General features: G+C 72.6%; 21 protein-coding genes and 1 riboswitch. Of the genes, 12 read left to right on the top strand and 9 right to left on the bottom strand.

Annotated features, from left to right (window positions below):
• Positions 1 to 4: 4 nt before the first annotated feature.
• Together GQF42_RS12000 and GQF42_RS12005 are read right to left on the bottom strand one after the other, a co-directional pair.
• Entirely contained in the window at positions 5 to 199 is a 195-nt protein-coding gene (locus GQF42_RS12000; protein ID WP_158919620.1) for a hypothetical protein, read from the bottom strand.
• 53 nt (positions 200 to 252) lie between these two features.
• Positions 253 to 723 (bottom strand): Asp23/Gls24 family envelope stress response protein, encoded by a 471-nt coding sequence (locus GQF42_RS12005; RefSeq protein ID WP_158919621.1) that lies wholly within the window; start codon positions 721 to 723, stop codon positions 253 to 255.
• Positions 724 to 810: 87 nt separating this feature from the next.
• Here GQF42_RS12005 and GQF42_RS12010 point away from each other — a divergent pair, with 87 nt between their 5' ends.
• The gene (locus tag GQF42_RS12010; RefSeq protein ID WP_158919622.1) at positions 811 to 1,527 is read left to right on the top strand and encodes a nucleopolyhedrovirus P10 family protein; all 717 of its coding nucleotides are present in this window, start codon (positions 811 to 813) and stop codon (positions 1,525 to 1,527) included.
• 34 nt (positions 1,528 to 1,561) lie between these two features.
• On the opposite strand, the gene GQF42_RS12015 is transcribed toward GQF42_RS12010, so the two are convergent.
• The 3 genes from GQF42_RS12015 to GQF42_RS12025 all read right to left on the bottom strand — a co-directional run bounded on the left by GQF42_RS12015 (position 1,562) and on the right by GQF42_RS12025 (position 4,675).
• Complete coding sequence (locus GQF42_RS12015; protein WP_158919623.1) at positions 1,562 to 2,365, bottom strand: enoyl-CoA hydratase/isomerase family protein; 804 nt, start codon at positions 2,363 to 2,365, stop codon at positions 1,562 to 1,564.
• A 126-nt stretch (positions 2,366 to 2,491) separates the two neighbouring features.
• Positions 2,492 to 2,713 carry a helix-turn-helix domain-containing protein gene (locus GQF42_RS12020; protein ID WP_004002281.1) on the bottom strand — a complete coding sequence of 74 codons (222 nt, stop codon included), beginning with the start codon at positions 2,711 to 2,713 and terminating at the stop codon, positions 2,492 to 2,494.
• A 363-nt stretch (positions 2,714 to 3,076) separates the two neighbouring features.
• Positions 3,077 to 4,675, bottom strand: a complete 1,599-nt coding sequence (locus GQF42_RS12025) for an ABC-F family ATP-binding cassette domain-containing protein (protein WP_158919624.1) — start codon at positions 4,673 to 4,675, stop codon at positions 3,077 to 3,079.
• Positions 4,676 to 4,927: 252 nt separating this feature from the next.
• Between GQF42_RS12025 and GQF42_RS12030 the strand changes: the two genes are divergently transcribed.
• Positions 4,928 to 5,341, top strand: a complete 414-nt coding sequence (locus tag GQF42_RS12030; RefSeq protein WP_158919625.1) for a VOC family protein — start codon at positions 4,928 to 4,930, stop codon at positions 5,339 to 5,341.
• Between the two features lie 16 nt (positions 5,342 to 5,357).
• Here GQF42_RS12030 and GQF42_RS12035 read toward each other — a convergent pair whose 3' ends face one another.
• The 3 genes from GQF42_RS12035 to GQF42_RS12045 all read right to left on the bottom strand — a co-directional run bounded on the left by GQF42_RS12035 (position 5,358) and on the right by GQF42_RS12045 (position 8,993).
• Positions 5,358 to 6,803: a hypothetical protein gene (locus GQF42_RS12035; RefSeq protein ID WP_158919626.1), complete on the bottom strand. Its 1,446-nt coding sequence runs from the start codon at positions 6,801 to 6,803 to the stop codon at positions 5,358 to 5,360.
• 256 nt (positions 6,804 to 7,059) lie between these two features.
• Entirely contained in the window at positions 7,060 to 8,187 is a 1,128-nt protein-coding gene (locus GQF42_RS12040) for an alpha/beta hydrolase (protein WP_158919627.1), read from the bottom strand.
• A 122-nt stretch (positions 8,188 to 8,309) separates the two neighbouring features.
• Positions 8,310 to 8,993, bottom strand: coding sequence for a class II aldolase/adducin family protein (locus GQF42_RS12045; RefSeq protein WP_199272652.1), 684 nt, complete (start codon positions 8,991 to 8,993; stop codon positions 8,310 to 8,312).
• Positions 8,994 to 9,201: 208 nt separating this feature from the next.
• Between GQF42_RS12045 and GQF42_RS12050 the strand changes: the two genes are divergently transcribed.
• The 10 genes from GQF42_RS12050 (at position 9,202) to cobI (ending at position 22,823) form a co-directional block, all read left to right on the top strand.
• The gene (locus GQF42_RS12050) at positions 9,202 to 9,954 is read left to right on the top strand and encodes a lysozyme (RefSeq protein ID WP_158919629.1); all 753 of its coding nucleotides are present in this window, start codon (positions 9,202 to 9,204) and stop codon (positions 9,952 to 9,954) included.
• 164 nt (positions 9,955 to 10,118) lie between these two features.
• Positions 10,119 to 11,366, top strand: coding sequence for an inorganic phosphate transporter (locus tag GQF42_RS12055; RefSeq protein WP_158919630.1), 1,248 nt, complete (start codon positions 10,119 to 10,121; stop codon positions 11,364 to 11,366).
• A gap of 34 nt (positions 11,367 to 11,400) precedes the next feature.
• On the top strand, positions 11,401 to 11,628 hold the full coding sequence (locus GQF42_RS12060) for a hypothetical protein (RefSeq protein WP_158919631.1): 228 nt from the start codon (positions 11,401 to 11,403) through the stop codon (positions 11,626 to 11,628).
• Positions 11,629 to 11,758: 130 nt separating this feature from the next.
• A riboswitch (cobalamin riboswitch) is annotated at positions 11,759 to 11,899 on the top strand.
• Between the two features lie 100 nt (positions 11,900 to 11,999).
• Positions 12,000 to 12,980 carry a cobalamin biosynthesis protein gene (locus GQF42_RS12065; protein ID WP_158919632.1) on the top strand — a complete coding sequence of 327 codons (981 nt, stop codon included), beginning with the start codon at positions 12,000 to 12,002 and terminating at the stop codon, positions 12,978 to 12,980.
• Complete coding sequence (locus tag GQF42_RS12070) at positions 12,977 to 14,485, top strand: cobyric acid synthase (protein ID WP_158919633.1); 1,509 nt, start codon at positions 12,977 to 12,979, stop codon at positions 14,483 to 14,485. Before GQF42_RS12065 ends, GQF42_RS12070 begins: the two co-directional genes overlap by 4 nt.
• Positions 14,482 to 18,135, top strand: coding sequence for a cobaltochelatase subunit CobN (gene cobN / locus GQF42_RS12075; protein WP_158919634.1), 3,654 nt, complete (start codon positions 14,482 to 14,484; stop codon positions 18,133 to 18,135). The genes GQF42_RS12070 and cobN overlap by 4 nt, the downstream gene beginning before the upstream one ends.
• On the top strand, positions 18,132 to 20,141 hold the full coding sequence (locus GQF42_RS12080) for a putative cobaltochelatase (RefSeq protein WP_158919635.1): 2,010 nt from the start codon (positions 18,132 to 18,134) through the stop codon (positions 20,139 to 20,141). The genes cobN and GQF42_RS12080 overlap by 4 nt, the downstream gene beginning before the upstream one ends.
• Entirely contained in the window at positions 20,141 to 20,749 is a 609-nt protein-coding gene (gene cobO / locus GQF42_RS12085) for a cob(I)yrinic acid a,c-diamide adenosyltransferase (protein ID WP_158919636.1), read from the top strand. The genes GQF42_RS12080 and cobO overlap by 1 nt, the downstream gene beginning before the upstream one ends.
• Positions 20,749 to 22,095: a cobyrinate a,c-diamide synthase gene (locus GQF42_RS12090; protein ID WP_199272653.1), complete on the top strand. Its 1,347-nt coding sequence runs from the start codon at positions 20,749 to 20,751 to the stop codon at positions 22,093 to 22,095. The genes cobO and GQF42_RS12090 overlap by 1 nt, the downstream gene beginning before the upstream one ends.
• Positions 22,092 to 22,823 carry a precorrin-2 C(20)-methyltransferase gene (gene cobI / locus GQF42_RS12095; protein WP_158919637.1) on the top strand — a complete coding sequence of 244 codons (732 nt, stop codon included), beginning with the start codon at positions 22,092 to 22,094 and terminating at the stop codon, positions 22,821 to 22,823. Before GQF42_RS12090 ends, cobI begins: the two co-directional genes overlap by 4 nt.
• 14 nt (positions 22,824 to 22,837) lie before the next feature.
• Here the strand turns inward: cobI and GQF42_RS12100 are convergent, their stop codons facing one another.
• Positions 22,838 to 23,572: a ZIP family metal transporter gene (locus GQF42_RS12100; protein ID WP_158919638.1), complete on the bottom strand. Its 735-nt coding sequence runs from the start codon at positions 23,570 to 23,572 to the stop codon at positions 22,838 to 22,840.
• Positions 23,573 to 23,597 lie beyond the last annotated feature (25 nt).

Raw genomic sequence — 23,597 nt, forward strand, 5'->3', positions numbered from 1 at the left:
CCGGTCACCGCCGCCGGTCGCGCCGGTCGTCGCGGGTGCGGAAGAAGTCACCCAGCTCCAGGTCCCCCTCCGCGAACCGGCCGACGACGAACCCGAGCGCACCCAGCGCCGCCACCAGCAAAAAGGCTCCGAAGCCGCCGAAGTACCCGGCGAATCCCAGCGCCATCCCGGCGATCATGCCGACCACGGCCATGCTCATGCAGCGCTCCTCAGCTCGTCGGCGTGCGGGGTCCGGGGCCGTGCCCGGTGGGTTCACTGGATCCGGGGCTCGGGCTCCTCGTCCTCCTCCTCGGGCAGCTTGACGTCGCTCACCGCGATGTTGACCTCGACGACCTCGAGCCCGGTCATGCGTTCCACGGCGGCGATCACGTTCTCGCGCACCGCACGGGCGACGTCGGTGATCGAGACGCCGTAGTCCACGACGATCTCCAGGTCGAGTGCGGTCTGCACCTCGCCGACCTCTGCCTTCACCCCCCGCGACACCGACTTGGAGCCGCCGGGCACCCGGTCGCGCACGACGCCGAAGGTGCGGGCGAGGCCACTGCCCATGGCGTGGACGCCGACCACGTCCCGGGCGGCGAGTCCGGCGATCTTCTCCACCACGCCGTCGGCGATGGTCGTCCGCCCGCGGCCCGCCGGGTCACCGCCGCCACGCCGGGTGGCCTTGCGGGTCGACAGCGGCTCCTCGTGATCGTCCTCTGGGGTCGTCGTCATGTCGGTCATCGCCGCACGTCCCTTTCGGTCGTCGTCTTCCGACCACCGTACGCATGGTTGCCCGCCCGCACACCGGGGATGCGGCAGGCTGGTGGAATGACGGCGGAGCGGTGGACACGGACTGTGCGGCAGCTGGCGGGGCTGGGCAGGCTGCTGCCGCTCGGCGGGCCGCGCGACGGCGCATGGATCGCGGAGGGGGCGGCCGTGGCCGTGCTGGAGCGCGCGGCGGCGGACGAGCTGCCCGGGGTGCGCCTGGGTGCGCTACGGCTCGCGCTCGCCGATCCGGACGATGTGCACGAGCCCGTCGTACCGCCCCCGCCGGGCGCGCTGCCGCCGGGTCCGCTGCGTGTGACGGCGGACTTCGCGGCGACGGCCGCCGAACCGCTGCCGGCGGTGGCGGCCCGCCTGCGGCGGACACTGGCCACGGCCGCGACCCGCCAACTCGGACTGGTGGTGCGAGCGGTGGACCTACGGGTGATCGACGTGCTGGACACGGCGGAGCCGCCCCGGAAGGTACGTCCGCCACAGCCTGCGCCCGCCGGGGAACCCACGGACCCGGACGAGGCCCGGGCGGCAACGGCTGCCCTGTCCGTCCCGGGCGTGCAGGCACTGACCGCCTCCCTCGGCCGCGGGGTGCGCCTGGAGGAACGCACGGCCGGTACGACGGCACTGCCGTACCGGCACGCACGCGTGGAGGTGGCGACCGGCGCGGACCACCGGGCCGTCGAGGTGGCCCGAGGGGTCCGCACGGCCGTACGGGAGGAACTGGAGGACAGGCCGACGGTAGCCGTGCTGGTGACAGCGGTCGGTTGACGGCCGGGCGCCGGGGCTCCGCCCGGCGCCCGGCTCATTCGCCGGCGCCGGCCAGATCCCTGAGTCGCCGGGCCTGGGCAGCACGCTCGGCCGCACGCTGCTCGTCGTAGGTACGGTCGTGGGCACCGCGCAGCAACGCCTTGGTCTCCACCACCGCGTCCCGCGGCGCGGCCAACAGCGCCGCGGCCAAGTCCCGTACGGACTCGTCCAGTTGCTCAACGGGCACGGCGATGTTGGCCAGCCCCGACGCCACCGACTCCTCGGCACCGACGAACCGTCCGGTGGCGCAGATCTCGAGCGCACGGGCGTACCCGACGAGACCGACCAGCGGATGCGTGCCCGTCAGGTCGGGCACGAGGCCGAGGCTGGTCTCGCGCATGGCGAACTGCACGTCGTCCGCGACGACCCGCAGGTCGCACGCGAGCGCGAGCTGGAAGCCGGCACCGATGGCGTGCCCTTGGACGGCGGCGATGGACACCACGTCGTTGCGCCGCCACCAGGTGAACGCCTCCTGGAACTCGGCGATGCTCGCGTCGAGCCCGGCGTCGTCACGGCGCGCGAGGTCGATGAAGGTCGGCTCGCCCGGGATCCCTTCCGGGGTGAACATCTGCCGGTCCAGCCCGGCGGAGAAGGACCTGCCCTCGCCGCGCAGCACGACGACACGGACGGAGCCCGGCAGCAGCCGACCGGCCTCGGCGAGCGCCCGCCACAGGGCGGGGCTCTGCGCATTGCGCTTGGCCGGGTTGGCCAGCGTCACCGTGGCGAGCGCGTCGTCGACGGTGAGCCGTACGCCGTCCTTGTCGAGTACAGGAGCGATGTCCTGGTCGGGCGAAGCCATGGGGCGCCTCCGATGGGTGCGGTCAGTCAGGCGTGCCGGGCACGCATAAGTGACTGCACAGTAACCACCCGGCCGATCACACCGCCGACCGGGTGGCCACCATCGAAGCCGATGGGCCGCCCGGAGTCAGGACGATGCGGCCTTCTTGCCCCGGGTCGCTCCGCCACGCCCACGCAGCGTGACGCCCGACTCGCTGAGCATCCGGTGTACGAAGCCATACGAGCGGCCGGTCTCCTCGGCCAGCGCCCGGATGCTCGCACCGGAGTCGTACTTCTTCTTCAGGTCTGCCGCGAGCTTGTCGCGCGCGGCGCCGGTCACCCGGCTGCCCTTCTTCAGAGTCTCGGCCACCCGTGCCTCCTCATGGGAAGTGCGCTCTGGTCTCCTCATGATCACCCCTCTCGGGCGGGATGGCCACCCATTCGGCAAGGTCGGTGAGACATCGTTGTGACGACAGGAGTGGATCCCCACAAGCGGAACATGAGATTCCAAGGCGCCTTGTCCATGGGGCTGAACGAGTGGATTCGTGAAGTACCAGGTCACAGACGCGAAACGGCCGATCCCTTGGCAGGTAAGGGATCGGCCGGGAAATTCGTGTACGCCACACGCCGATACGAGGAGATCTCACACAGATGATGGATCACGGATCGGCCGAATGATCCATACGCAGTGGATCAGGGCTCACGATCAGGACTTAGGTCAGGACTTCGGTCGTCAGGCGAGGGCGACGAGGTCCGCGTAGTCGGAACCCCACAGGTCCTCGACGCCGTCCGGGAGCAGGATGATCCGCTCCGGCTGCAGCGCCTCGACGGCACCCTCGTCGTGCGTGACCAGGACGACCGCACCCTTGTAGGTGCGCAGCGCGCCGAGGATCTCCTCGCGGCTGGCGGGGTCGAGGTTGTTGGTCGGCTCGTCGAGCAGGAGGACGTTCGCCGAGGAGACCACCAGGGTCGCGAGCGCGAGGCGGGTCTTCTCGCCGCCGGAGAGGACACCGGCGGGCTTGTCGACGTCGTCGCCGGAGAACAGGAACGAACCGAGCACCTTGCGGACCTCGACCAGATCCATGTCGGGGGCGGCCGAGCGCATGTTCTCCAGGACCGTGCGCTCGGGGTCCAGGGTCTCGTGCTCCTGCGCGTAGTAGCCGAGCTTGAGGCCGTGGCCGGGGACGACCTCGCCGGTGTCGGGCTTCTCGACCCCGCCGAGCAGTCGCAGCAGGGTGGTCTTGCCGGCGCCGTTGAGGCCGAGGATGACGACGCGGGAGCCCTTGTCGATGGCGAGGTCGACGTCGGTGAAGATCTCCAGCGAACCGTAGGACTTCGACAGGCCCTCGGCCATCAGCGGGGTCTTGCCGCAGGGCGCGGGCTCGGGGAAGCGGAGCTTGGCGACCTTGTCGGACTGGCGGACGGCCTCGAGACCGGAGAGCAGCTTGTCGGCGCGACGGGCCATGTTCTGCGCGGCGACCGTCTTGGTGGCCTTGGCGCGCATCTTGTCGGCCTGCGAGTGCAGTGCGGCGGCCTTCTTCTCGGCGTTGGCGCGCTCGCGCCTGCGGCGCTTCTCGTCGGCCTCGCGCTGCTGCTGGTAGAGCTTCCAGCCCATGTTGTAGACGTCGATCACGGACCGGTTCGCGTCCAGGTAGAACACCTTGTTGACGACCGTCTCGACCAGGTCGACGTCGTGGGAGATCACGATGAAGCCGCCGCGGTAGGTCTTGAGGTAGTCGCGCAGCCAGATGATCGAGTCCGCGTCGAGGTGGTTGGTCGGCTCGTCGAGCAGCAGGGTGTCGGCGTCCGAGAACAGGATGCGGGCCAGCTCGATACGGCGGCGCTGACCGCCGGAGAGGGTGTGCAGGGGCTGGCCGAGCACCCGGTCGGGCAGATTGAGGGCGGCGGCGATGGTGGCGGCCTCGGCCTCGGCGGCGTATCCCCCCTTGGTGAGGAACTCGGTCTCCTGGCGCTCGTACTGCTTCATCGCCTTGTCGCGGGTGGTGCCCTTGCCGGTGGCGATGCGCTGCTCGTTGTCGCGCATCTTGCGGATCAGGACGTCGAGGCCGCGCGCGGACAGGATCCGGTCACGGGCGAGGACGTCCAGGTCACCGGTGCGGGGGTCCTGCGGGAGGTAGCCGACCTCGCCGGAGCGGGTGATCTGGCCGGCGGCCGGGATGCCCTCACCGGCCAGGCACTTGGTGAGGGTGGTCTTGCCGGCGCCGTTGCGGCCGACGAGGCCGATGCGGTCGCCCTTGGCGACACGGAAGCTGGCGTTCTCGATCAGGACGCGCGCACCGGCGCGCAGCTCGATGGCGGAGGCGGAGATCACGGACAGACTCCAGGGCGTACAGGTAGGGGCGGGTGGACGGCTGAGGGCGTTCCCGCCGTCTAATGCGCGAGGAGAATGGCCATGGGCCAAGTCTAACGGGACCGTGCAAGCGGTTTTTCTACGTGCGTACTACGTCAGTGCTACGCCCTTGCGTTCGAACTCGTATACGACGGCACACGACCGTCGTTGTCAGTGGCGGCTGCAAGACTGAACCGGACGCCACAGACCCGGCGCACGAAGGAGTGATCGGCAATGACAGGCACCGCTGGTGGACGGCCGAGCATCTATCCCTCGCTGCTGTACGCGGACGCGAAGGCGGCGATCAAGCAGCTGACCGAGGCCCTCGGCTTCACCGAGCTGTCGGTGTACGAGACGGAGGACGGCAAGGTGATGCACGCCGAGCTGGCCCAGGGCAACGGCGCGCTGATGATCGGTTCCAAGGGCCGGGGCGGCCGTTTCGACGCGGCGATGAAGGACGCCGGGCCCACCGGGGTGTACATCGTGGTGGACGACGTGGACAGCCACCACCAGCGGGCCCTGGAGCACGGTGTGGAGATCCTGATGCCCCCGACGGACCAGGACTACGGCTCGCGGGACTACATGGCCCGCGACGCCGAGGGCAACATCTTCAGCTTCGGGACCTACGCCCCGGAGATCGGCGCCTGAGCGCCCCCGGCGCCGCTCACCCCCCGGTGTGCACCTGGAAGGCGGCCCGGCGCACCGCCTTGGCCAGGGCCGGGTCGGGGTGCGCGGCGGCAAGCGCGACCAGTACCTGCACCGTGCGCGGGTGACCGACGGCGCGGACCTCGTCGAGCAGCTGGGGGACGGTGGGCTGCACCGCGGATTCCAGATGCCGGACCAGCATCGGCGCCTCCCCGTGATCGGCGACGGCCGCGGCGGTGTCCACCCACAGCCAGGTCGCCTCCTCACGGGTGAGGACCTCATGGGCGTCCTCGGGGTCGACCCCGTCGTGTTCGGCGAGCCACAGCAGGGCGTAGGGCCTGAGGGCCGGCTCGTCCACGACCGCGTGCACGTCGGGCTCGGCGGACCCGCCGACGACGCGCAGCGCCTCGAAGGCCAGGCCGCGCAGCAGGGCGTCCTCGCCGCGCGCGGCGTGGATCAGCTCGGTGACAGCGTTGCCGACGGGGCGGGCGGCGAGCCAGGCGCGGTATTCGGCGCGGGCCGCGTTGGGACGGAGCTGGGCGCAGCCGCGGAGCATGTCCTCGGCGGACTGCTCGATGTTGCCGGCCGGGCTCTGCGCGGCCACGCAGATCTGCTCCAGCTTGACCCACACCGCCCAGCTGCCCAGCGGGGTGAGGGTGGCCTGACCGTCGCCGTAGGTCAGGGCACCGACGGCGGCGAGGGCGTGCAGCGCCCAGTCGAGGAGCGGAGCGAGCGCGGTGTCGGCAACAGGGACCGGCTCCGCCGTACCCCCGGCCGGCTGCCCGATCACGGCCACGGACTCGGCCGGCTGCCCGGTCACGGCCACGGACTCGGCCGGCTGCCGGGCCCCCGGCACCATCGGCCGGGTGGGCCCGGCCTCGGCGGGCCGCGCGGTGCCGGGCTCGTAGGAGACCTCGCAGCGCGCCGTGCGCAGTTCGGTGACCCGCTGCTGGAGCAGGTCGAGCAGCTGCTCCACGGGGACCGGCCCGGCGGACAGCTGAAGGAAGGACAGCACCTGCGGCATGGCCGAGACGACCTCGGCGACGGCGGCCGGCTCGTGGTCCTCCGGCTCCGGGGAGGCGAGCGACCAGGCGTCGAAGAGGGCGACCCAGCCGCGCAGGACGGCGCTCTCGTCGCGGTCCCAGGCGCGCAGCCGCCAGCCGGGGCGCGCGCTGTCGCCGTGCACCTCGACCAGTCCGGCGAGGCGTGCGGTGTCCCAGTCGGCACGGACCTGAGCGGCGCTCAGGCCGAGGTCGTCGGCGGCCCGTTCGGCGGTCGGGTCGGAGAGGGTGGCCTTGCCGTCGGCGGTGGCGCCGGGGCTGCCGCAGCCGAGGGCGGTGTCCGCCCAGCGGGCGACGCGGACCGCACCCGCGAGGCCGGCGCGCGCCATTCTGGCCAGTTCGGCCGGGGCGGGGGTGCCCTCCGGCGGCCGGGGCGAGGGGCGCTGCGGGCGCCGCTGGTTCACAGCTCTGGGGGCGGCGGCCAGGGGTCGCGGTCGGACGAGTCGAAGCCTGGAGTCGCGCGGGATACGGGACGTCACGGGTGCAGTCTTCCGGTTGACGGTCCGAAAACCCAAACGGAATGTCACGGCGGGCGACGGGGCTGGCCAACGCACGAGGTCCGATGCCGGGCGAGGAGGTGAGATCAGGCCAGTCGTACGGCCTTAAACGGAATGTGCGGCACCGGGGTGTCCGGTGCCTGCCGCAGGGGCGGGACCGGCCTCAGACCAGCGGGGTCATGAAGCGGCGCAGCCGTTCCTGGTACTCCTGCGGGTCGGCGTTCCACATCGCCGCGTGCGGGGCCTGGGCCACGGTGTGCAGGGCGACCAGGTCGGGGCGGCGGGCGGCGAGGCGGCGGGAGTACTCCCAGGGGGCCACCTGGTCGTCCGGGCCGTGGAAGATCAGGGTCGGTACGGTGAGCAGGTCGGGGTCGGTGGGCTCGGCGGCCTTGTCGGCGTACAGGCCGGTCCGGCCCTGGGCGGCGCGCACCGCGAGCGGCAGCAGCGGCGGCGGAGTGTGCCGGGCCCGGGCGAGGGCGCGCAGCGTGGCCTCCCAGCTCAGCACGGGCGAGTCGAGGACCAGCCCGGCGATGCGTTCGCGCACCGGGGAGTGCTCGGCGGCGCGCAGGGCCATCGTGGCCCCGGTGGACCAGCCGAGCAGGACGACCCTGCGGGCGCCGTAGCGGACGGCGTAGCGGATCGCCGCGTCGACGTCGCGCCACTCGGTCTCGCCGAGGTGGTTGAGGCCGTCGGTCGGGCGCGGGGCGCCGAGGTCGCCGCGGTAGGCGAGCGCGAGGACCGGCACCCGGCGGGCGTGCAAGGGACCCATGAGGTTCATGGCCTGTTCCCGGGTGGTGCCGAGGCCGTGCACGGCGATCAGCCAGGTGTCCCGGGCCGCGGGCACGAACCAGGCGGGCAGGTTGCCCAGTTCACCGGGCACGTCGATGTCGGCGTGGTCGAGGCCGAGGGCGGCGCGCGGGTTGCCCACGTACAGGTTCGGGGTGAGCCACACCGCGTCGCCGGGCGTGAGGGTGCCGTGCGTGACGCGCTCCAGGCGGCGTACGACGGTGTCGGCGCTGGGCCGGGCCGCATCCAGCACGGGACCGACGACCGCGTGGACGCCGTCGCCCGCGAGGCCGTAGGTGCCGGGGCGCAGGGTGGCCAGAGCACGGGTGAGCGTGATCTGGCCGGCAGCCGTGGCGTGCACGGTCAGGCGGGGTTCGGTCGGCAGCGGACGGCCCGCGGACGCCTTGAGCGCGGCGTCGCTGGCGAGCCGGCCGGCGGCGACGGATGCCGCACCGGCCGCGAGGACCGCGGCGACTGCGGCGGCGGTCGCTTTGACTGGGCGCACCTGTCCAGTGTCCTCAAGGTCGCGTCCCTGGGCCAGCGGAGCGGAGGTGGCCGGTGCAGGGCGTGGTGGCAGGCGGCTCGGCGGCGCCGACCACCGCAGCGGACGCGAGCAACCGACTGGGGTCACTTCCGCTGCCCGTAGCCCCGCAGTCGCTCTGCCGCCTGCGTCAGTTGGGCCTGTGTCAGCAGGGACGGGGTCAGGCCCGGCACGCCGGCGGCCGTCAGCCACAGGCGGCACATCCACTCCAGCTGGGCGGTGCGGTCGTAGGCCTGGTCGAGGGTGGCGCCGTAGGTGATCGTGCCGTGGTTCTGCAGCAGGCAGCCGGAGCGGTCGGTGAGGGCGCGGAGCATGTTCTCGGCCAGTTCGTCGGTGCCGTAGGTGGCATAGGGGGCGACGCGGACGGGGCCGCCGAGGGCGCCGGTCATGTAGTGGATCGGCGGGAGTTCCGGCACCAGGGTGGAGACCGCGGTGGCGTGCACGGCGTGGGTGTGGACGATCGCGCGGGCGTCAGTGGTGCGGTAGACGGCGAGGTGCATCGGCAGCTCGCTGGTCGGCACGAGGGTGCCCCGCACCTGGCGGCCGGTGAGGTCGACGCAGGTGAGGTCGTCCGGGGTGAGCCGGTCGTAGGGGACGCCCGAGGGGGTGACCAGGACGAGGTCTGCGACGCGCGCCGAGACATTGCCGGAGGTGCCGACCACCAGTCCGTCGGTGACGGTCCGCCGCGCCGTCGCGACCACCGCAGACCACACCTGCTCGAGTTCCGCCGGTGCCCGTTCCGCTTCCGTGTCCCACCGCTGTTCAGCCATGCCGCGATCCTGCCAGGCGGCGGCCGGGGGTGGGGCGCCGCCGGAAGTCGTGCCGGGAAGGTGCGCGTCCGGCGGCCCCGGACCAGCCTCCGAATGGGCGTAAGTCATGGCGAATCGCCGCAAAAAGGCATCGATTCGGTGATCACCAAGCCTTGAATGATCCCTCTTGCTCGCCGGGCGCTCCGCGTCCGCCGACCCGGGGAGACGCATGGCCAGTGAACGCACCCTTCTCCGTCGCCGCGCCGGTGTCCTCGCGGCGGCCACGGCGGCGCTCGTCCTCTCGGGCACCACGGCCGCGTCCGCCGGACCTCCGACCCTGGCCTCGGGCCCCCGGGGCAATGACGTCTCCTCGCACCAGAAGTACGTCGACTGGGGGGCCGCCCGGGCGAGGGGCGCACGGTTCGTCTACGTCAAGGCGACCGAGTCCACGGACTACCGCAACCCCTATTTCTCCCAGCAGTACGACGGCGCGCGCGATGCGGGCCTGGTCCGGGGCGCGTACCACTTCGCCCTGCCGGACGAGTCCTCCGGCGCCCGGCAGGCCAGGTACTTCGTCCAGCACGGCGGCGACTGGCGGGCGGACGGCTGGACGCTGCCGCCCGCACTCGACATCGAATACAACCCGTACAGCAAGAAGTACAAGTGCTACGGGCTGGGCAAGAAGCGGATGGTCCGCTGGATCCGGTCCTTCAGCGACGAGGTCAAGCAGGAGACCGGGCGCCGCCCGGTGATCTACACGACGAGCCAGTGGTGGAAGCTCTGCACCGGCAACAGCCGCGCGTTCTCCTCCAGCCACCCGCTGTGGATCGCCCGGCACGGCGGCTCGGACCCGGAGCCGCTGCCGGGCGGCTGGCGGTACTGGACGTTCTGGCAGTACGGCACCCGGGGCGGCCTGCCGGGTGACCAGAATCTCTTCAACGGCTCGACCGGCCGACTGCGGGCCTTCGCGCGGGGCGGGTAGCCAAGGCGCGCCTGGGCCGCGGGTGGTGGACGCCGTCCCGCCGACGACAAGCGGAATCCCGCCAACCTTCTCGAGACACCGCGAAGCCTGCCCCAGTTCACCTTCCGTTCACCCAGGTTGCCTAGGTTCATCCAGCCAACGACCTCGAACGATTGCCTGGGTAAATGGAAGGCTTCTCGCTGATCCTCGCGATTGTGGTGGTAACCGCACTCGCGTTTGACTTCACGAACGGTTTCCACGACACCGCCAACGCGATGGCCACCACCATCTCGACAGGCGCCCTGAAGCCCAAGATCGCAGTTGTCATGTCGGCCGCCCTGAACCTGGTGGGCGCCTTCCTCTCCGTGGAGGTCGCCAACACGATCTCCAAAGGTCTCGTCGACGAGAAGGGCATTCGTCCCGAGGTCATCTTCGCCGCGCTGGTCGGCGCGATCCTCTGGAACCTGCTGACCTGGCTGGTGGGCCTCCCCTCCAGCTCCTCGCACGCCCTGATGGGCGGTCTGATCGGCGCCACGGTCGCCTCAGCCGGCTTCGGCGCCGTGCACGGGGACGTACTGGTGACCAAGGTGCTGCTCCCTGCGGTCGCCGCACCGGTCGTCGCGGGCATCGCGGCCATGCTGTCCACCCGCCTGTCCTACGGCATCGGCAACAGGAGCGAGGGCGAGGCCTCCCGCAAGGGCTACCGCGCCGGGCAGATCGCCTCCGCCGGTCTGGTCTCCCTCGCCCACGGCACCAACGACGCCCAGAAGACGATGGGCATCATCACCCTCGCGCTGATCGCGGGCGGCGCCATCGCCCCCGGCTCGAACCCTCCCACCTGGGTGATCCTCTCCGCGGGCCTCGCCATCGCGCTCGGCACCTACATCGGCGGCTGGCGCATCATCCGCACCATGGGCACGGGCCTGACGGACCTGGAGCCGCGCCAGGGCTTCGCCGCCCAGACCAGCGCCGCGACCGCCATCCTGGCCTCCTCCCACCTGGGCTTCTCCCTCTCCACCACGCACGTCGTCTCCGGCGCGGTGATGGGCACGGGCCTCGGCCGCAAGGGCGGCGTGGTCCGCTGGTCCACCGCGACCCGTATGGCCGTCGCCTGGGTCCTCACCCTTCCGGCCGCCGCGCTGGTCGGCGCGGGCGCCGAGTCCGTCACCGACCTCGGTGACTGGGGCACGGCCGTGGTCGCGGTCTTCCTGATCGCCGCGAGCGCCGCGATCTGGAAGCTCTCCCGCCGGGAGGTCGTCGACCACACCAACGTCGTCGCCGGGGCCGAGGAGCCGGCCGGCGTGGTGACCACCGCCATCGCCGCGGTGACCCCGCCTCCGGCGGGTGCGATCGGCGAGGACCTGACGGCCGTGATCCCCGCCCCTGCCGCCGAACCCACCCCGCAGGCCGCCGGACCGGCCGCCACCGTCTGACCCCGGCCACCCCGGTTACCAAGGAAGCGTCCCCATGAAGATCGACTGGTCGGCCATCGGCTCCGTCTTCGGCGTCAGCCTCGTGTTCACGGTGGGCCTGGTGGCCCTGTTCACCCTCGGCGTCAACGGCCTGGCCAAGCGCGAGAAGGCCGCCGCGCAGGGCGGCTCCGCCGCGCTTGCCGTCACCGGCGCCTACGTCTGCTTCGCCGCCTGCGCGGCTGCGGTCTCGTACGGCATCTACCTGATCGTGGTCAAGGCCTGACACACGGCATGGCCGAAGGCTCCCCTCCCGTTCCTGCGGAGGGGAGCCTTCGGCATGTCCTGCGGCCGGCCGCGTCCCGCGGTGTGGGGATCGGCACACTCTCCCTGTGCAGGTCAACGGCAAGTTGACGGCCGTTCCGGGTGCGTGGTGGACTGCCCGGGCCAGCTACGGCGGCAGGAGAGGAAGCCGGTGTGAATCCGGCGCGGTCCCGCCACTGTCACCGGGGAAGAACCCCCGGGAGCCAGGAACTCTCACCGCCGAATCTCGTCGAACCAGGGCGCGGACACCCTGAGTGAGGACATCGATCGCCATGCCCGGCTGCAGAAGGACCCGTACCAGGCCCGCTCCTGTTCCCACGGCCGGCTGAGCCGATGGGTGCCGATCGCTCCTACGCGTACGGCGCCGCCGCCGGCCTTCTCGGCGACCTGCTCCTCGGCGATCCGCGCCGCGGGCACCCGGTCGCCGTCTTCGGGCGTGCGGCAGGAGCCGTGGAAGGCGCGTTGTGGCACGACCACCGCGGCTGGGGCGCCCTGCACACCGTCGTGTGCACGGGCGGCGCCGTCGCTCTGGGCACGGTCGCCGCACGCGCCGTACGCCCCTGCCCCCCCGCCTCCGCAGCGCTGACCGCCGCGGCCGTCTGGGCCGTCGTCGGCGGTACATCGCTCGCGCGTGAAGCCCGCACCGTCGGGCGGGCGTTGGAGGCCGGGGACATCGAGGCGGCGCGGGCGCGGCTGCCGCATCTGTGCGGCCGGGACCCGCAGGCGCTGGACGCCGACGGGATCGCCCGTGCCGTGGTCGAGTCGGTCGCCGAGAACACCTCCGACGCCGTCGTGGGCGCCCTGGTGTGGGGCGCCGTGGCCGGGGTGCCGGGGCTGCTCGGCTTCCGGGCGGTCAACACCCTGGACGCGATGGTCGGCCACAGGTCCCCGCGCCACCGCCGCTACGGCTGGGCCTCCGCCCGGCTCGACGACCTGGCCGGCTGGCCGGGGGCGCGGCTGACCGCCGTACTCGCCGCCGTGGCCGGACCCGACCCGCGCGGTGCCCTGCGTGCCTGGCAGGCCGACGCCCACCGGCACCCGAGTCCCAACGCCGGGCCCGTGGAGGCCTCCTTCGCGGGCGCGCTCGGCGTACGCCTGGGCGGAACGCTCTCCTACGGCGGACGTGTCGAGCACCGGCCCGTGCTCAACGGGGCGAGCGGCCGGACGGTCCGGGTCACCGACATCGACCGGGCCGCACGGCTCTCCCGTCGCGTCGGCCTGCTCGCGCTCGGTACGACGGTCGCCGCGCGCCTGCTCGTCAAGAGCGTCAAGAGTTCCAGGAGTGTCAAGAGCCCGAAGGGACGTGGGAAGTGAACGGGGGACTCCTCGTCGCCGGCACCACCTCCGACGCCGGCAAGAGCGTCGTGACGGCCGGGATCTGCCGGTGGCTGGTGCGCCAGGGCGTGAAGGCAGCGCCGTTCAAGGCGCAGAACATGTCGCTCAACTCCTTCGTGACCCGCGAGGGCGCGGAGATCGGCCGGGCGCAGGCCATGCAGGCCCAGGCGTGCCGGATCGAGCCGACCGCGCTGATGAACCCGGTGCTGCTCAAGCCGGGCGGTGAGCAGAGCAGCCAAGTGGTGCTGCTGGGCAGGCCGGTGGGCGAGCTGAGCGCGCGCGGCTATCACGGCGGACGGCAGCAGCAGCTGCTCGGCACGGTGCTGGACTGTCTCGCCGAGTTGCGGGGCACGTATGACGCGGTGATCTGTGAGGGCGCGGGCAGCCCGGCCGAGATCAACCTGCGCCGGACCGACATCGTGAACATGGGGGTCGCGCGGAACGCGCGACTGCCCGTGCTCGTCGTCGGCGACATCGACCGCGGGGGCGTCTTCGCCTCCTTCTTCGGGACCCTCGCCCTGCTCTCGCCCGAGGACCAGGAACTGGTCGCCGGGTTCCTGGTGAACAAGTTCCGGGGGGACGTGAGCCTTCTGGAGCCCGGGCTCGACATGCTGCACGGCCTCACCGGACGGCAGACCTACGGCGTCCTCCCCTTCCGGCACGGCCTCGGCATCGACGAGGAGGACGGGCTCCGCGTCTCCCTGCGCGGAGCGGTGCGGGAGTCGCACGTCTCCTCCCCCGTCGGCGAGGACGTGCTCCGGGTCGCCGTCTGCGCGATCCCGCTGATGTCCAACTTCACGGACGTGGACGCGCTCGCCGCCGAACCCGGCGTCGTGGTGCGGTTCGTGGACCGGCCGGAGGAGCTGGCGGACGCCGACCTCGTCGTCGTCCCCGGCACACGGGGGACGGTCCGGGCCCTGGAGTGGCTGCACGAGCGGGGGATCGCGGACGCGCTGCGGCGCAGGGCCGCCGAACACAGGCCCGTCCTCGGCATCTGCGGCGGCTTCCAGATCCTCGGTGAGCACATCGAGGACGAGGTCGAGAGCCGGCAGGGGCAGGTCGAAGGCCTCGGGGTACTGCCCGTAAGGGTGCGGTTCGCCCCCGAGAAGACCCTTACCCGGCCGGAAGGGGCAGCACTCGGCGAGCGGGTCGAGGGGTACGAGATCCACCACGGTGTCGCCCAGGTGCTGGGCGGCGAACCCTTCCTGGACGGCTGCCGGGTCGGGCAGACCTGGGGCACCCACTGGCACGGCTCACTGGAGTCGGACGGCTTCCGGCGGGCCTTCCTGCGCGAGGTGGCCGCCGCCGCGGGCCGCCGCTTCGTGCCCGCGCCGGACACCTCCTTCGCCGCGCTGCGCGAGGAGCAGCTCGACCGGCTCGGCGACCTGATCGAACAGCACGCGGACACGGACGCGCTCTGGCGGCTCATCGAGTCGGGCGCGCCGCAAGGACTGCCTTTCATTCCACCGGGAGCGCCCGCATGAGCACAGTGTTGTTGTTGTCCACCGCCGACACGGACCTGCTGGCGGCCCGGGCCTCCGGCGCGGACTACCGCATCGGCAACCCGACCCGGGTGGACGTCGGGCAGGAGCTGCCGGGGCTGCTCGAGGGTGCCGACCTGGCCGTCGTACGGCTCCTCGGCGGCAAGCGCGCCTGGGAGGACGGGCTCGCCGCGCTGAAGGCGGCCGGGATCCCCACCGTGCTGCTGGGCGGCGAGGCCGTGCCGGACGCGGAGCTGATGGCCGAGTCCTCGGTGCCGGCCGGCGTCGTCGCGGAGGCGCTCAAGTACCTGGTCGAGGGCGGTCCGGCGAACCTGCTGGAGCTGTCCCGGTTCCTGTCCGACACCGTGCTGCTGACCGGCGAGGGCTTCGAGGAGCCACGCAAGATGCCGGAGTACGGCGTCCACGGCGACCGTACGCTCGTCGACGGCCGGCCGACCGTCGGCGTGCTCTTCTACCGGGCGCACGAGCTGAGCGGCAACACCGCCTTCGTGGACACCCTGTGCGAGGCGATCGAGGCGAAGGGAGCCAACGCCCTGCCCGTGTACTGCGGTTCGCTGCGCGGAGCGGACGCCGGGCTGTACGAGCTGCTGGGCCGGGCCGACGCGCTGGTCGCCACCGTGCTCGCGGCAGGCGGCACGCACGCGTCGCAGGCCGCGGCGGGCGGTGACGAGGAGGCCTGGGACATCGGCGCGCTCGCCGATCTGGACATCCCCGTCCTGCAGGGGCTTTGCCTCACCTCCTCGCGGGCCGCCTGGAACGAGTCGGACGCCGCCCTGTCCCCCATGGACGCGGCGATGCAGGTCGCGATCCCGGAGTTCGACGGCCGTCTGATCACGGTGCCGTTCTCCTTCAAGGAGCAGGGCCCGGACGAGGTCCCGGTGTACGTCGCCGATCCGGAGCGGGCCGCGCGCGTGGCCGGAATCGCCCTGCGCCATGCGCGGTTGAAGCACAAGCCGAACGCCGAGAAGAAGATCGCCCTGGTCTTCACCGCGTACCCGACCAAGCACTCGCGCGTCGGCAACGCGGTCGGTCTGGACACGCCCGCGTCGGCGGTCCGGTTGCTCGACGCGCTCCGGGACGCGGGGTACGGGCTCACCGCATACCCCTCGGGCGGCGACGAGTTGATCCACCGGCTGATCGAGGCCGGCGGCCACGACGTCGAGTGGCTGACGGAGGAGCAACTGGCGGCGGCGCCGGCACGGGTGCCGCTGGCGGACTACCGGGCGTGGTTCGACAGGCTCGACCCGGACCTGAAGCAGGCCATGGTGGAGGCCTGGGGCGAGCCGCCGGGCAGCCTGTACGTGGACGGCGGGGACATCGTGCTCGCCTCCCTGCAGTTCGGGAACGTCGTCGTGATGATCCAGCCGCCGCGCGGCTTCGGCGAGAACCCGATCGCGATCTACCACGACCCCGACATGCCGCCCTCGCACCACTACATGGCGGCGTACAGGTGGCTCGAGAACTCGTTCGGCGCGGACGCGATCGTGCACATGGGCAAGCACGGCACGATGGAGTGGCTGCCGGGCAAGGGGCTCGGGCTGAGCGCGGGGTGCGCCCCGGACGCGGTGCTCGGCGACCTGCCCCTGATCTACCCGTTCATCGTCAACGACCCCGGTGAGGGCACCCAGGCCAAGCGGCGCGGGCACGCCACGGTGGTCGACCACCTGGTGCCGCCGATGGCCCGCGCCGACACCTACGGCGACCTGGCCAAGCTGGAGCAGCTGCTGGACGAGTACGCGCTCGTCTCCGACCTGGACCCCACCAAGGCCCCGGCCGTACGCGCCCAGATCTGGACCCTGGTCAAGGCCGCCGAGCTGCACCACGACCTGCATGTGGACGAGCAGCCGCAGGACGCCGACTTCGACGAGTTCGTCATGCACATCGACGGCTATCTGTGCGAGATCAAGGACGTCCAGATCCGGGACGGTCTGCACATCCTGGGCGGCGGCCCGGTCGGCGAGCCGCGGGTGAACCTGGTGCTGGCCGTGCTGCGCGCGTCCCAAGTGTGGGGCGGGCAGGCGAACGCCCTGCCGGGTCTGCGCGCGTGCCTGGCGGACCATTTCGGTCTCGTCGAGAAGGAGTTGCTGGCCGAGCCCGGCGCCGCCGTGAAGCTGCCGGTCGAGCTGACGGACCTGGTTCAGGGTCCGGCTCGTACGGCCTCCGACGCGATCGACCTGCTCGAGCAGCTGTGCCGGCGGGTCGCGGAGGCCCTGGAGGCGCGGTCGTGGGACCGTACGGCCGTCCCCGTCGTGCTGCGGGACGCCCTCGGCACCCAGCTCCCGGACGCCGTCGCGGTGTTGGAGTTCGCCTGCGACGAGGTCGTTCCGCGTCTCGCCCGCACCACCGACGAGATCGGCCACATCCTGCGGGCGCTGGACGGCGGTTACGTCCCGGCGGGTCCGTCGGGTTCTCCGACCCGAGGCCTGGTGAACGTCCTGCCGACCGGACGCAACTTCTACTCCGTCGACCCCAAGGCCATTCCGTCCAGGCTGAGCTGGGAGGTCGGGCAGTCGCTCGCCGACTCGCTGGTGCAGCGGTACCTCCAGGACACGGGCGAGTACCCGAAGTCCGTCGGCCTGACGGTGTGGGGCACCTCCGCCATGCGGACCCAGGGCGACGACATCGCCGAGATCCTGGCGCTGCTGGGCTGCCGTCCGGTGTGGGACGACGCCTCGCGCCGGGTGACGGGCTTCGAGATCGTTCCCCTGACGGAGCTGGGCCGACCGCGCATCGACGTCACGGTCCGCATCTCCGGCTTCTTCCGGGACGCGTTCCCGCACGTCGTCGGCCTGATCGACGACGCCGTGCGAGCCGTGGCCGAGCTGGCCGAGCCGGCCGAGAGCAACTACGTCAAGGCGCACGCAGACGAGGACACCGCCGAGCACGGTGACCGGCGGCGCGCCACGGCTCGTATCTTCGGCTCGAAGCCGGGCGCGTACGGCGCGGGACTGCTGCCGCTGATCGACGCCCGCAACTGGCGCTCCGACGCCGACCTCGCCGAGGTGTACGCGGTCTGGGGCGGCTACGCCTACGGACGCGGGCTCGGCGGGCGGGCGGCGCGCGGCGACATGGAGACCGCGTTCAGGCGGATCGCGGTGGCGGCGAAGAACGTCGACACCCGCGAGCACGACCTGGTCGACGCGGACGACTACTTCCAGTACCACGGTGGCATGGTGGCGATGGTCCGGCATCTGACCGGCGCCAACCCCGAGGCGTACGTCGGCGACAGCGCCGTACCGGACCAGGTGAGGACCCGCACGCTCGGCGAGGAGACCCACCGCGTCTTCCGGGCCCGCGTGGTCAACCCGCGCTGGATGGCGGCCATGCGCCGGCACGGTTACAAGGGCGCCTTCGAGATGGCGGCGACCGTGGACTACCTGTTCGGCTACGACGCCACCGCCGGCGTGGTGGACGACTGGATGTACGAGAAGCTCAGCGCGGAGTACGTCTTCGACCCGGAGAACCGGGACTTCATGAAGAAGTCCAACCCGTGGGCACTGCGCGGCATCACCGAACGACTGCTGGAGGCGGCGGACCGGGGCCTGTGGGCCGAGCCGGACGCGGACACGCTGGAGCGGCTGCGGGCCACCTACCTTGAGCTGGAAGGCGACTTGGAGGGCGACGACCAGTGACAACTCCCTTTCCTTTCACGGCTGTTGTCGGCCAGGACGACCTGCGGCTCGCGCTGCTGCTGAACGCGGTCAGTCCCGCCGTCGGTGGTGTGCTGGTGCGTGGCGAGAAGGGCACGGCCAAGTCGACGGCGGTACGCGCCCTTTCGGCGCTGCTGCCCGAGGTGGCCGTCGTGCCCGGCTGTCGGTTCTCCTGCGACCCGGCGGCACCGGATCCGGCCTGCCCGGACGGTCCGCACGAGCCGGAAGGCGGCGTTCGAAGGCCCGCGCGGATGGTCGAACTGCCGGTCGGCGCCTCGGAGGACCGGCTGGTCGGCGCGCTGGACATCGAGCGGGCGCTCGCGGAGGGCGTGAAGGCGTTCGAGCCGGGCCTGCTGGCCGACGCGCACCGGGGCATCCTCTACGTCGACGAGGTCAACCTCCTCCACGACCACCTGGTCGACCTGCTGCTGGACGCGGCGGCGATGGGTGCCTCGTACGTGGAGCGCGAGGGCGTCTCCGTGCGGCACGCGGCGCGCTTCCTGCTCGTCGGCACGATGAATCCCGAGGAGGGCGAGCTGCGGCCGCAGTTGCTGGACCGGTTCGGGCTCACCGTGGAGGTGGCCGCCTCCCGCGAGCCCGACCAGCGGGTGGAGGTCGTACGACGGCGGCTCGCGTACGACGACGATCCGGCCGGCTTCGCCGCCCGCTGGGCGGACGAGGAGGCAGCCGTACGGCACCGGATCGTGGCGGCCCGGGAGTTGCTGCCGGGGGTGCGGCTGGGCGACGGTGCGCTGCGGCAGATCGCGGCGACCTGTGCGGCCTTCGAGGTGGACGGCATGCGCGCCGACATCGTGATGGCGCGTACGGCGACCGCGCTGGCCGCGTGGGCCGGGCGGACGGACGTGCTCGCCGAGGACGTCCGGCAGGCGGCGCTGCTCGCGCTGCCGCACCGCAGGCGCCGCAACCCCTTCGACGCTCCCGGGCTCGACGAGGACAAGCTGGACGAGACCCTCGAGCAGTTCTCCGGCGAGAACGACGGCGAGGACGATCCCGACCCGGACGGCCCAGGCGGGGGCGGCGGTCGGCCGCAGCCCGACTCCGGCCCCCGGGGTGACGGGGACACCGCCGCGCGGCCGGAGGCCGGCGAGGACGGGCAGCCGCAGGCGTCCGGCGCGCAGGAGCAGTCGGCGGTCCGCGCCGCCGAGCCGTTTCGCACCAAGGTGCTGAGCGTGCCCGGGATCGGTGAGGGTGCCGCCGGGCGGCGGTCGCGGGCGCGTACCGAGCACGGGCGGACCACCGGGGCCCGCCGGCCCCGGGGGACACTGACCAAGCTGCATCTGGCCGCCACCGTGCAGGCCGCCGCCCCGCACCAGCGGGTGCGCGGCCGGTCCGGGCCGGGGCTGGTGATCCGCCGGGACGATCTGCGGCAGGCGACCCGGGAGGGCCGCGAGGGCAATCTCGTGCTGTTCGTGGTGGACGCCTCGGGGTCGATGGCGGCGCGGCAGCGGATGGGCGCGGTGAAAGGTGCCGTGCTGTCGCTGCTCCTCGACGCCTACCAGCGGCGGGACAAGGTGGGGCTGGTGACCTTCCGGGGATCCGGCGCCGACGTGGCGCTGCCGCCGACCTCGTCCGTCGACGCCGCCGCCGTGCGGCTGGAGTCGCTGCCGACGGGCGGCCGTACCCCGCTGGCGGCCGGGCTGCTCAAGGCGCACGAGGTGCTGCGGGTGGAGCGGCTGCGGGATCCGGCGCGGCGGGCGCTGGTCGTGGTGGTGACCGACGGGCGGGCCACCGGCGGTCCGGAGCCGGTCGCGCTGGCCGGGCGGGCGGCGCGGCTGTTCGCGGCCGACCAGGTCGCCTGCGTGGTCGTGGACTGCGAGTCGGGTCCGGTGCGGCTGGGGCTCGCCGGGCAGCTCGCGGGCGAGCTGGGCGCCGCGGCCGTCACGCTGGACGAGCTGCGGGCCGACTCGATCGCCGGGCTGGTCAGGGATGTGCAGGGGACGCAGAGGGCACCGAGGAGGGCCGCGTAATGCCACAGGGACAGCCAAGTGTCGTACCGGACGACGGACTGACGACACGTCAGCGCCGTAACCGTCCGCTGGTCGTCGTGCACACCGGCGTCGGCAAGGGCAAGTCCACCGCCGCGTTCGGGCTCGCGCTGCGCGCCTGGAACCAGGGGTGGCCCATCGGGGTGTTCCAGTTCGTCAAGTCGGCGAAGTGGAAGGTCGGCGAGGAGAACGCGCTGCGCGTGCTCGGCGCCTCCGGCGAGGGCGGCAGCGTCGCCTGGCACAAGATGGGCGAGGGCTGGTCGTGGGTCCAGCGGGACCTTCAGGGGGACAACGCCAGCAACGAGGAGAAGGCCCGGGAGGGCTGGGAGCAGGTCAAGCGGGACCTGACCGCCGAGACCTACCGGCTGTACGTGCTGGACGAGTTCGCGTACCCCATGCACTGGGGATGGGTGGACACCGATGAGGTCGTGGAGGTGCTGCGGAACCGGCCGGGCACCCAGCATGTGGTGATCACCGGGCGGAACGCGCCGCAGAAGCTGGTGGACTTCGCGGATCTGGTGACCGACATGTCCAAGGTGAAGCACCCCATGGACGTCGGCCAGAAGGGCCAGAAGGGCATCGAGTGGTGATGTCGTCGGTGCCACGGCTGGTCGTCGCCGCGCCCTCGTCGGGCAGCGGCAAGACCACCGTGGCCACGGGGCTGATGGCCGCGTTCGCCGCGCGGGGACTGGCCGTGTCCCCGCACAAGGTCGGGCCGGACTACATCGACCCCGGGTACCACGCGCTCGCGACCGGGCGGCCGGGGCGCAATCTGGACGCGTACCTGTGCGGGCCGGAGCTGATCGCTCCGCTGTTCCTGCACGGGGTGCGCGGGTGTGACCTCGCCGTGGTCGAGGGCGTGATGGGGCTGTACGACGGGGCGGCGGGGGAGGGCGAGCTGGCCTCCACCGCCCAGGTGGCCAAGCTGCTGCGGGCGCCGGTGGTGCTGGTGGTCGACGCGTCCTCGCAGTCGCGTTCGGTGGCGGCGCTGGTGCATGGCTTCGCCTCCTGGGATCCGCAGGTGCGGCTCGGGGGCGTGATCCTCAACAAGGTCGGGTCCGACCGGCACGAGGAGCTGCTCCGGGAGGCGTTGGATGCGGCCGGGGTGCCTGTGCTGGGAGTGCTGCGCAGGGTTCCCCAGGTGGACACTCCGTCGCGGCATCTCGGGCTGGTCCCGGTCGCCGAGCGACGCACCGACGCCGTGGACGCGGTGGCGGCGATGGCCGCCCAGGTCGAGCAGGGGTGCGATCTCGAAGCCCTGGCCGCACTGGCTCGCAGCGCGGGAGTGCTGTCGGACGCCCCCTGGGATCCGCCCGTGACCGCGACGGGCATGCGTGCGGTGGTTGCCGTTGCCGGTGGTGCCGCCTTCACCTTCTCCTACGCCGAGCACACCGAACTGCTCACCGCCGCAGGCGCCGAGGTCGTCCCCTTCGATCCGCTGCGCGACGAGCAACTGCCGGACAATACGGCCGGGTTGGTCATCGGGGGCGGTTTCCCCGAGATGTACGCCGGTGAGCTGTCCGCCAACGAACCGCTGCGCAGGGCCGTCGCCGAACTGGCCCTCGGCGGTGCCCCGGTGGCGGCCGAGTGCGCCGGACTGCTCTATCTGTGCCGGGAGTTGGACGGCAGCCCCATGTGCGGCGTGCTGGACGCCGCCGCGCGGATGACGCAACGGCTCACTCTGGGCTATCGGGATGCCGTGGCCGTCGGGGACAGTGTGCTGGCCGTCGCCGGGACGCGGATGCGGGGGCACGAGTTCCACCGCACGGTCGTGGAGCCCGGCGCCGGTGCCGCTCCCGCCTGGGGTGTGCGGACGCCGGTGCGACGGGTGGAAGGTTTCGTACAGCAGGGCGTGCACGCGAGTTATGTGCATACGCACTGGGCGTCCCGGCCCGGTGTCGCCCGTCGGTTCGTGGAGAGGTGCCGGACGTCATGAGCAGCAGGCTGATCGGAATCGGGGTCGGTCCCGGCGATCCGGAACTGGTGACCGTCAAGGGGGTCAACGCGCTGCGCGCCGCCGAGGTCGTCGTCGTACCGGTGATGGACACCGGTGAGCGGGGACGGGCCGAGGCGACCGTGTTGCACTACGTGCCCGAGGAGAAGGTCGTCCGGGTGGTGTTCGCGCTCAACGAGCGGACCGACCGGGCGCGCCGGGAGGCGGCCTGGGACGCGGCGGGCGGGCGGGTCGCCGAGCTGCTGAGGCGGCATGCGTCCGTCGCCTTCGCCACCATCGGCGATCCCAACGTGTACTCGACGTTCACGTATCTCGCGCAGACGATCACCGAGCTGGTGCCGGACGTCGTCGTCGAGACCGTGCCCGGGATCACCGCGATGCAGGATCTGGCGGCGCGCTCCGGTGCGGTGCTGACCGAGGGCACCGAGCCGCTGACGCTGGTGCCGGTGACGGCGGGTTCGGCGGTGCTCAAGGACGCGCTGGCCGGGCCGGGCACCGTGGTGGCGTACAAGTTCGGGCGGCAGGCCGCCGAGGTCGCCGAGGCGCTCGCGCGGACCGGGCGGCTCGGGGACGCCGTGTGGGGGTCGGCGCTGGGGCTGGCGGAGGAGTCGGTGCGGCCGGCAGCCGAGCTGGACGGGACGCCGTTGCCGTACCTGTCGACGCTGATCGCGCCGCCGCGCCGCGACGGCGGGCGGGGCGGGAAACTGTGAACCGTCCGGTCGGGTCAGCCGCCGGAGATGCCGACCACGAGCCAGATGAAGGCCGCACCGGCCACCGTGCACAGCAGGGTGGAGCGTGCGGGGTGCTCGTGGTGGGCCTCGGGCAGGATCTCGGCGGCGGCGAGGTAGAGCAGCACACCGCCGAAGAGGCCCAGATAGCCGCCGAGCACCGGTTCGGGGATGTGGACGAAGGCCGTCGACAGCGCGCCCACCAGCGGTGCGCAGGCATCGGCCACCAGCATCGCCACGGCCCGGCGGCGGGCGTTGCCGTACAGGCTCGTGATGGTGAAGGTGTTGAAGCCGTCGGCGAAGTCGTGGGCGATCACGGCGAGCGCGACGGACGCGCCCATGCCGCCGCCCACCTGGAAGGCCGCGCCGATCGCCACGCCGTCCATGACGCTGTGGCCCACCATGGCCGCGGCCGCCGTCAGGCCGACCTCGGGCGCCCGGTGGCCCAGTCCCTCGTCGCCGCCGTGGGCGGCCTGGCGCGCGGCCAGCGTGCGTTCCACCAGATGGGCCAGGAGGAAGCCTGCCACGAAGAGCAGCAGGGCGGCGGGTACGCCGAAGACCTCGCGGTCGGCGGCGTGCAGCGCCTCCGGCAGCAGGTCCAGGCCGACCACGCCGAGCATCAGACCGCCGGCCAGGCCCAGGACCAGGTGCCGCCGGTCGGTCACACGCTGTGCCGTCCAGCCGCCGGCCAGCGTCATCAGGAACGCGCCGAGCGCGACGAAGACCGCCATAGGCCTTTGCTATCCGATCGAGGGG

Origin of the sequence: Streptomyces broussonetiae, from assembly GCF_009796285.1 — a bacterium.
In the GTDB taxonomy this organism is placed as follows: Bacteria; Actinomycetota; Actinomycetes; order Streptomycetales; family Streptomycetaceae; genus Streptomyces; species Streptomyces broussonetiae.

What these genes read in the sequence shown, in the direction of transcription:
- GQF42_RS12000 (WP_158919620.1), bottom strand. Translation starts at nt 199, where the DNA reads ATGAGCATGGCCGTGGTCGGCATGATCGCCGGGATGGCGCTGGGATTC.
- GQF42_RS12100 (WP_158919638.1), bottom strand. Translation starts at nt 23,572, where the DNA reads ATGGCGGTCTTCGTCGCGCTCGGCGCGTTCCTGATGACGCTGGCCGGC.
- GQF42_RS12055 (WP_158919630.1), top strand. Translation starts at nt 10,119, where the DNA reads ATGGAAGGCTTCTCGCTGATCCTCGCGATTGTGGTGGTAACCGCACTC.
- GQF42_RS12010 (WP_158919622.1), top strand. Translation starts at nt 811, where the DNA reads ATGACGGCGGAGCGGTGGACACGGACTGTGCGGCAGCTGGCGGGGCTG.
- cobI (WP_158919637.1), top strand. Translation starts at nt 22,092, where the DNA reads ATGAGCAGCAGGCTGATCGGAATCGGGGTCGGTCCCGGCGATCCGGAA.
- GQF42_RS12090 (WP_199272653.1), top strand. Translation starts at nt 20,749, where the DNA reads ATGTCGTCGGTGCCACGGCTGGTCGTCGCCGCGCCCTCGTCGGGCAGC.
- cobO (WP_158919636.1), top strand. Translation starts at nt 20,141, where the DNA reads ATGCCACAGGGACAGCCAAGTGTCGTACCGGACGACGGACTGACGACA.
- cobN (WP_158919634.1), top strand. Translation starts at nt 14,482, where the DNA reads ATGAGCACAGTGTTGTTGTTGTCCACCGCCGACACGGACCTGCTGGCG.
- GQF42_RS12045 (WP_199272652.1), bottom strand. Translation starts at nt 8,993, where the DNA reads ATGGCTGAACAGCGGTGGGACACGGAAGCGGAACGGGCACCGGCGGAA.
- GQF42_RS12050 (WP_158919629.1), top strand. Translation starts at nt 9,202, where the DNA reads ATGGCCAGTGAACGCACCCTTCTCCGTCGCCGCGCCGGTGTCCTCGCG.
- GQF42_RS12030 (WP_158919625.1), top strand. Translation starts at nt 4,928, where the DNA reads ATGACAGGCACCGCTGGTGGACGGCCGAGCATCTATCCCTCGCTGCTG.
- GQF42_RS12005 (WP_158919621.1), bottom strand. Translation starts at nt 723, where the DNA reads ATGACCGACATGACGACGACCCCAGAGGACGATCACGAGGAGCCGCTG.
- GQF42_RS12065 (WP_158919632.1), top strand. Translation starts at nt 12,000, where the DNA reads ATGGGTGCCGATCGCTCCTACGCGTACGGCGCCGCCGCCGGCCTTCTC.
- GQF42_RS12060 (WP_158919631.1), top strand. Translation starts at nt 11,401, where the DNA reads ATGAAGATCGACTGGTCGGCCATCGGCTCCGTCTTCGGCGTCAGCCTC.
- GQF42_RS12015 (WP_158919623.1), bottom strand. Translation starts at nt 2,365, where the DNA reads ATGGCTTCGCCCGACCAGGACATCGCTCCTGTACTCGACAAGGACGGC.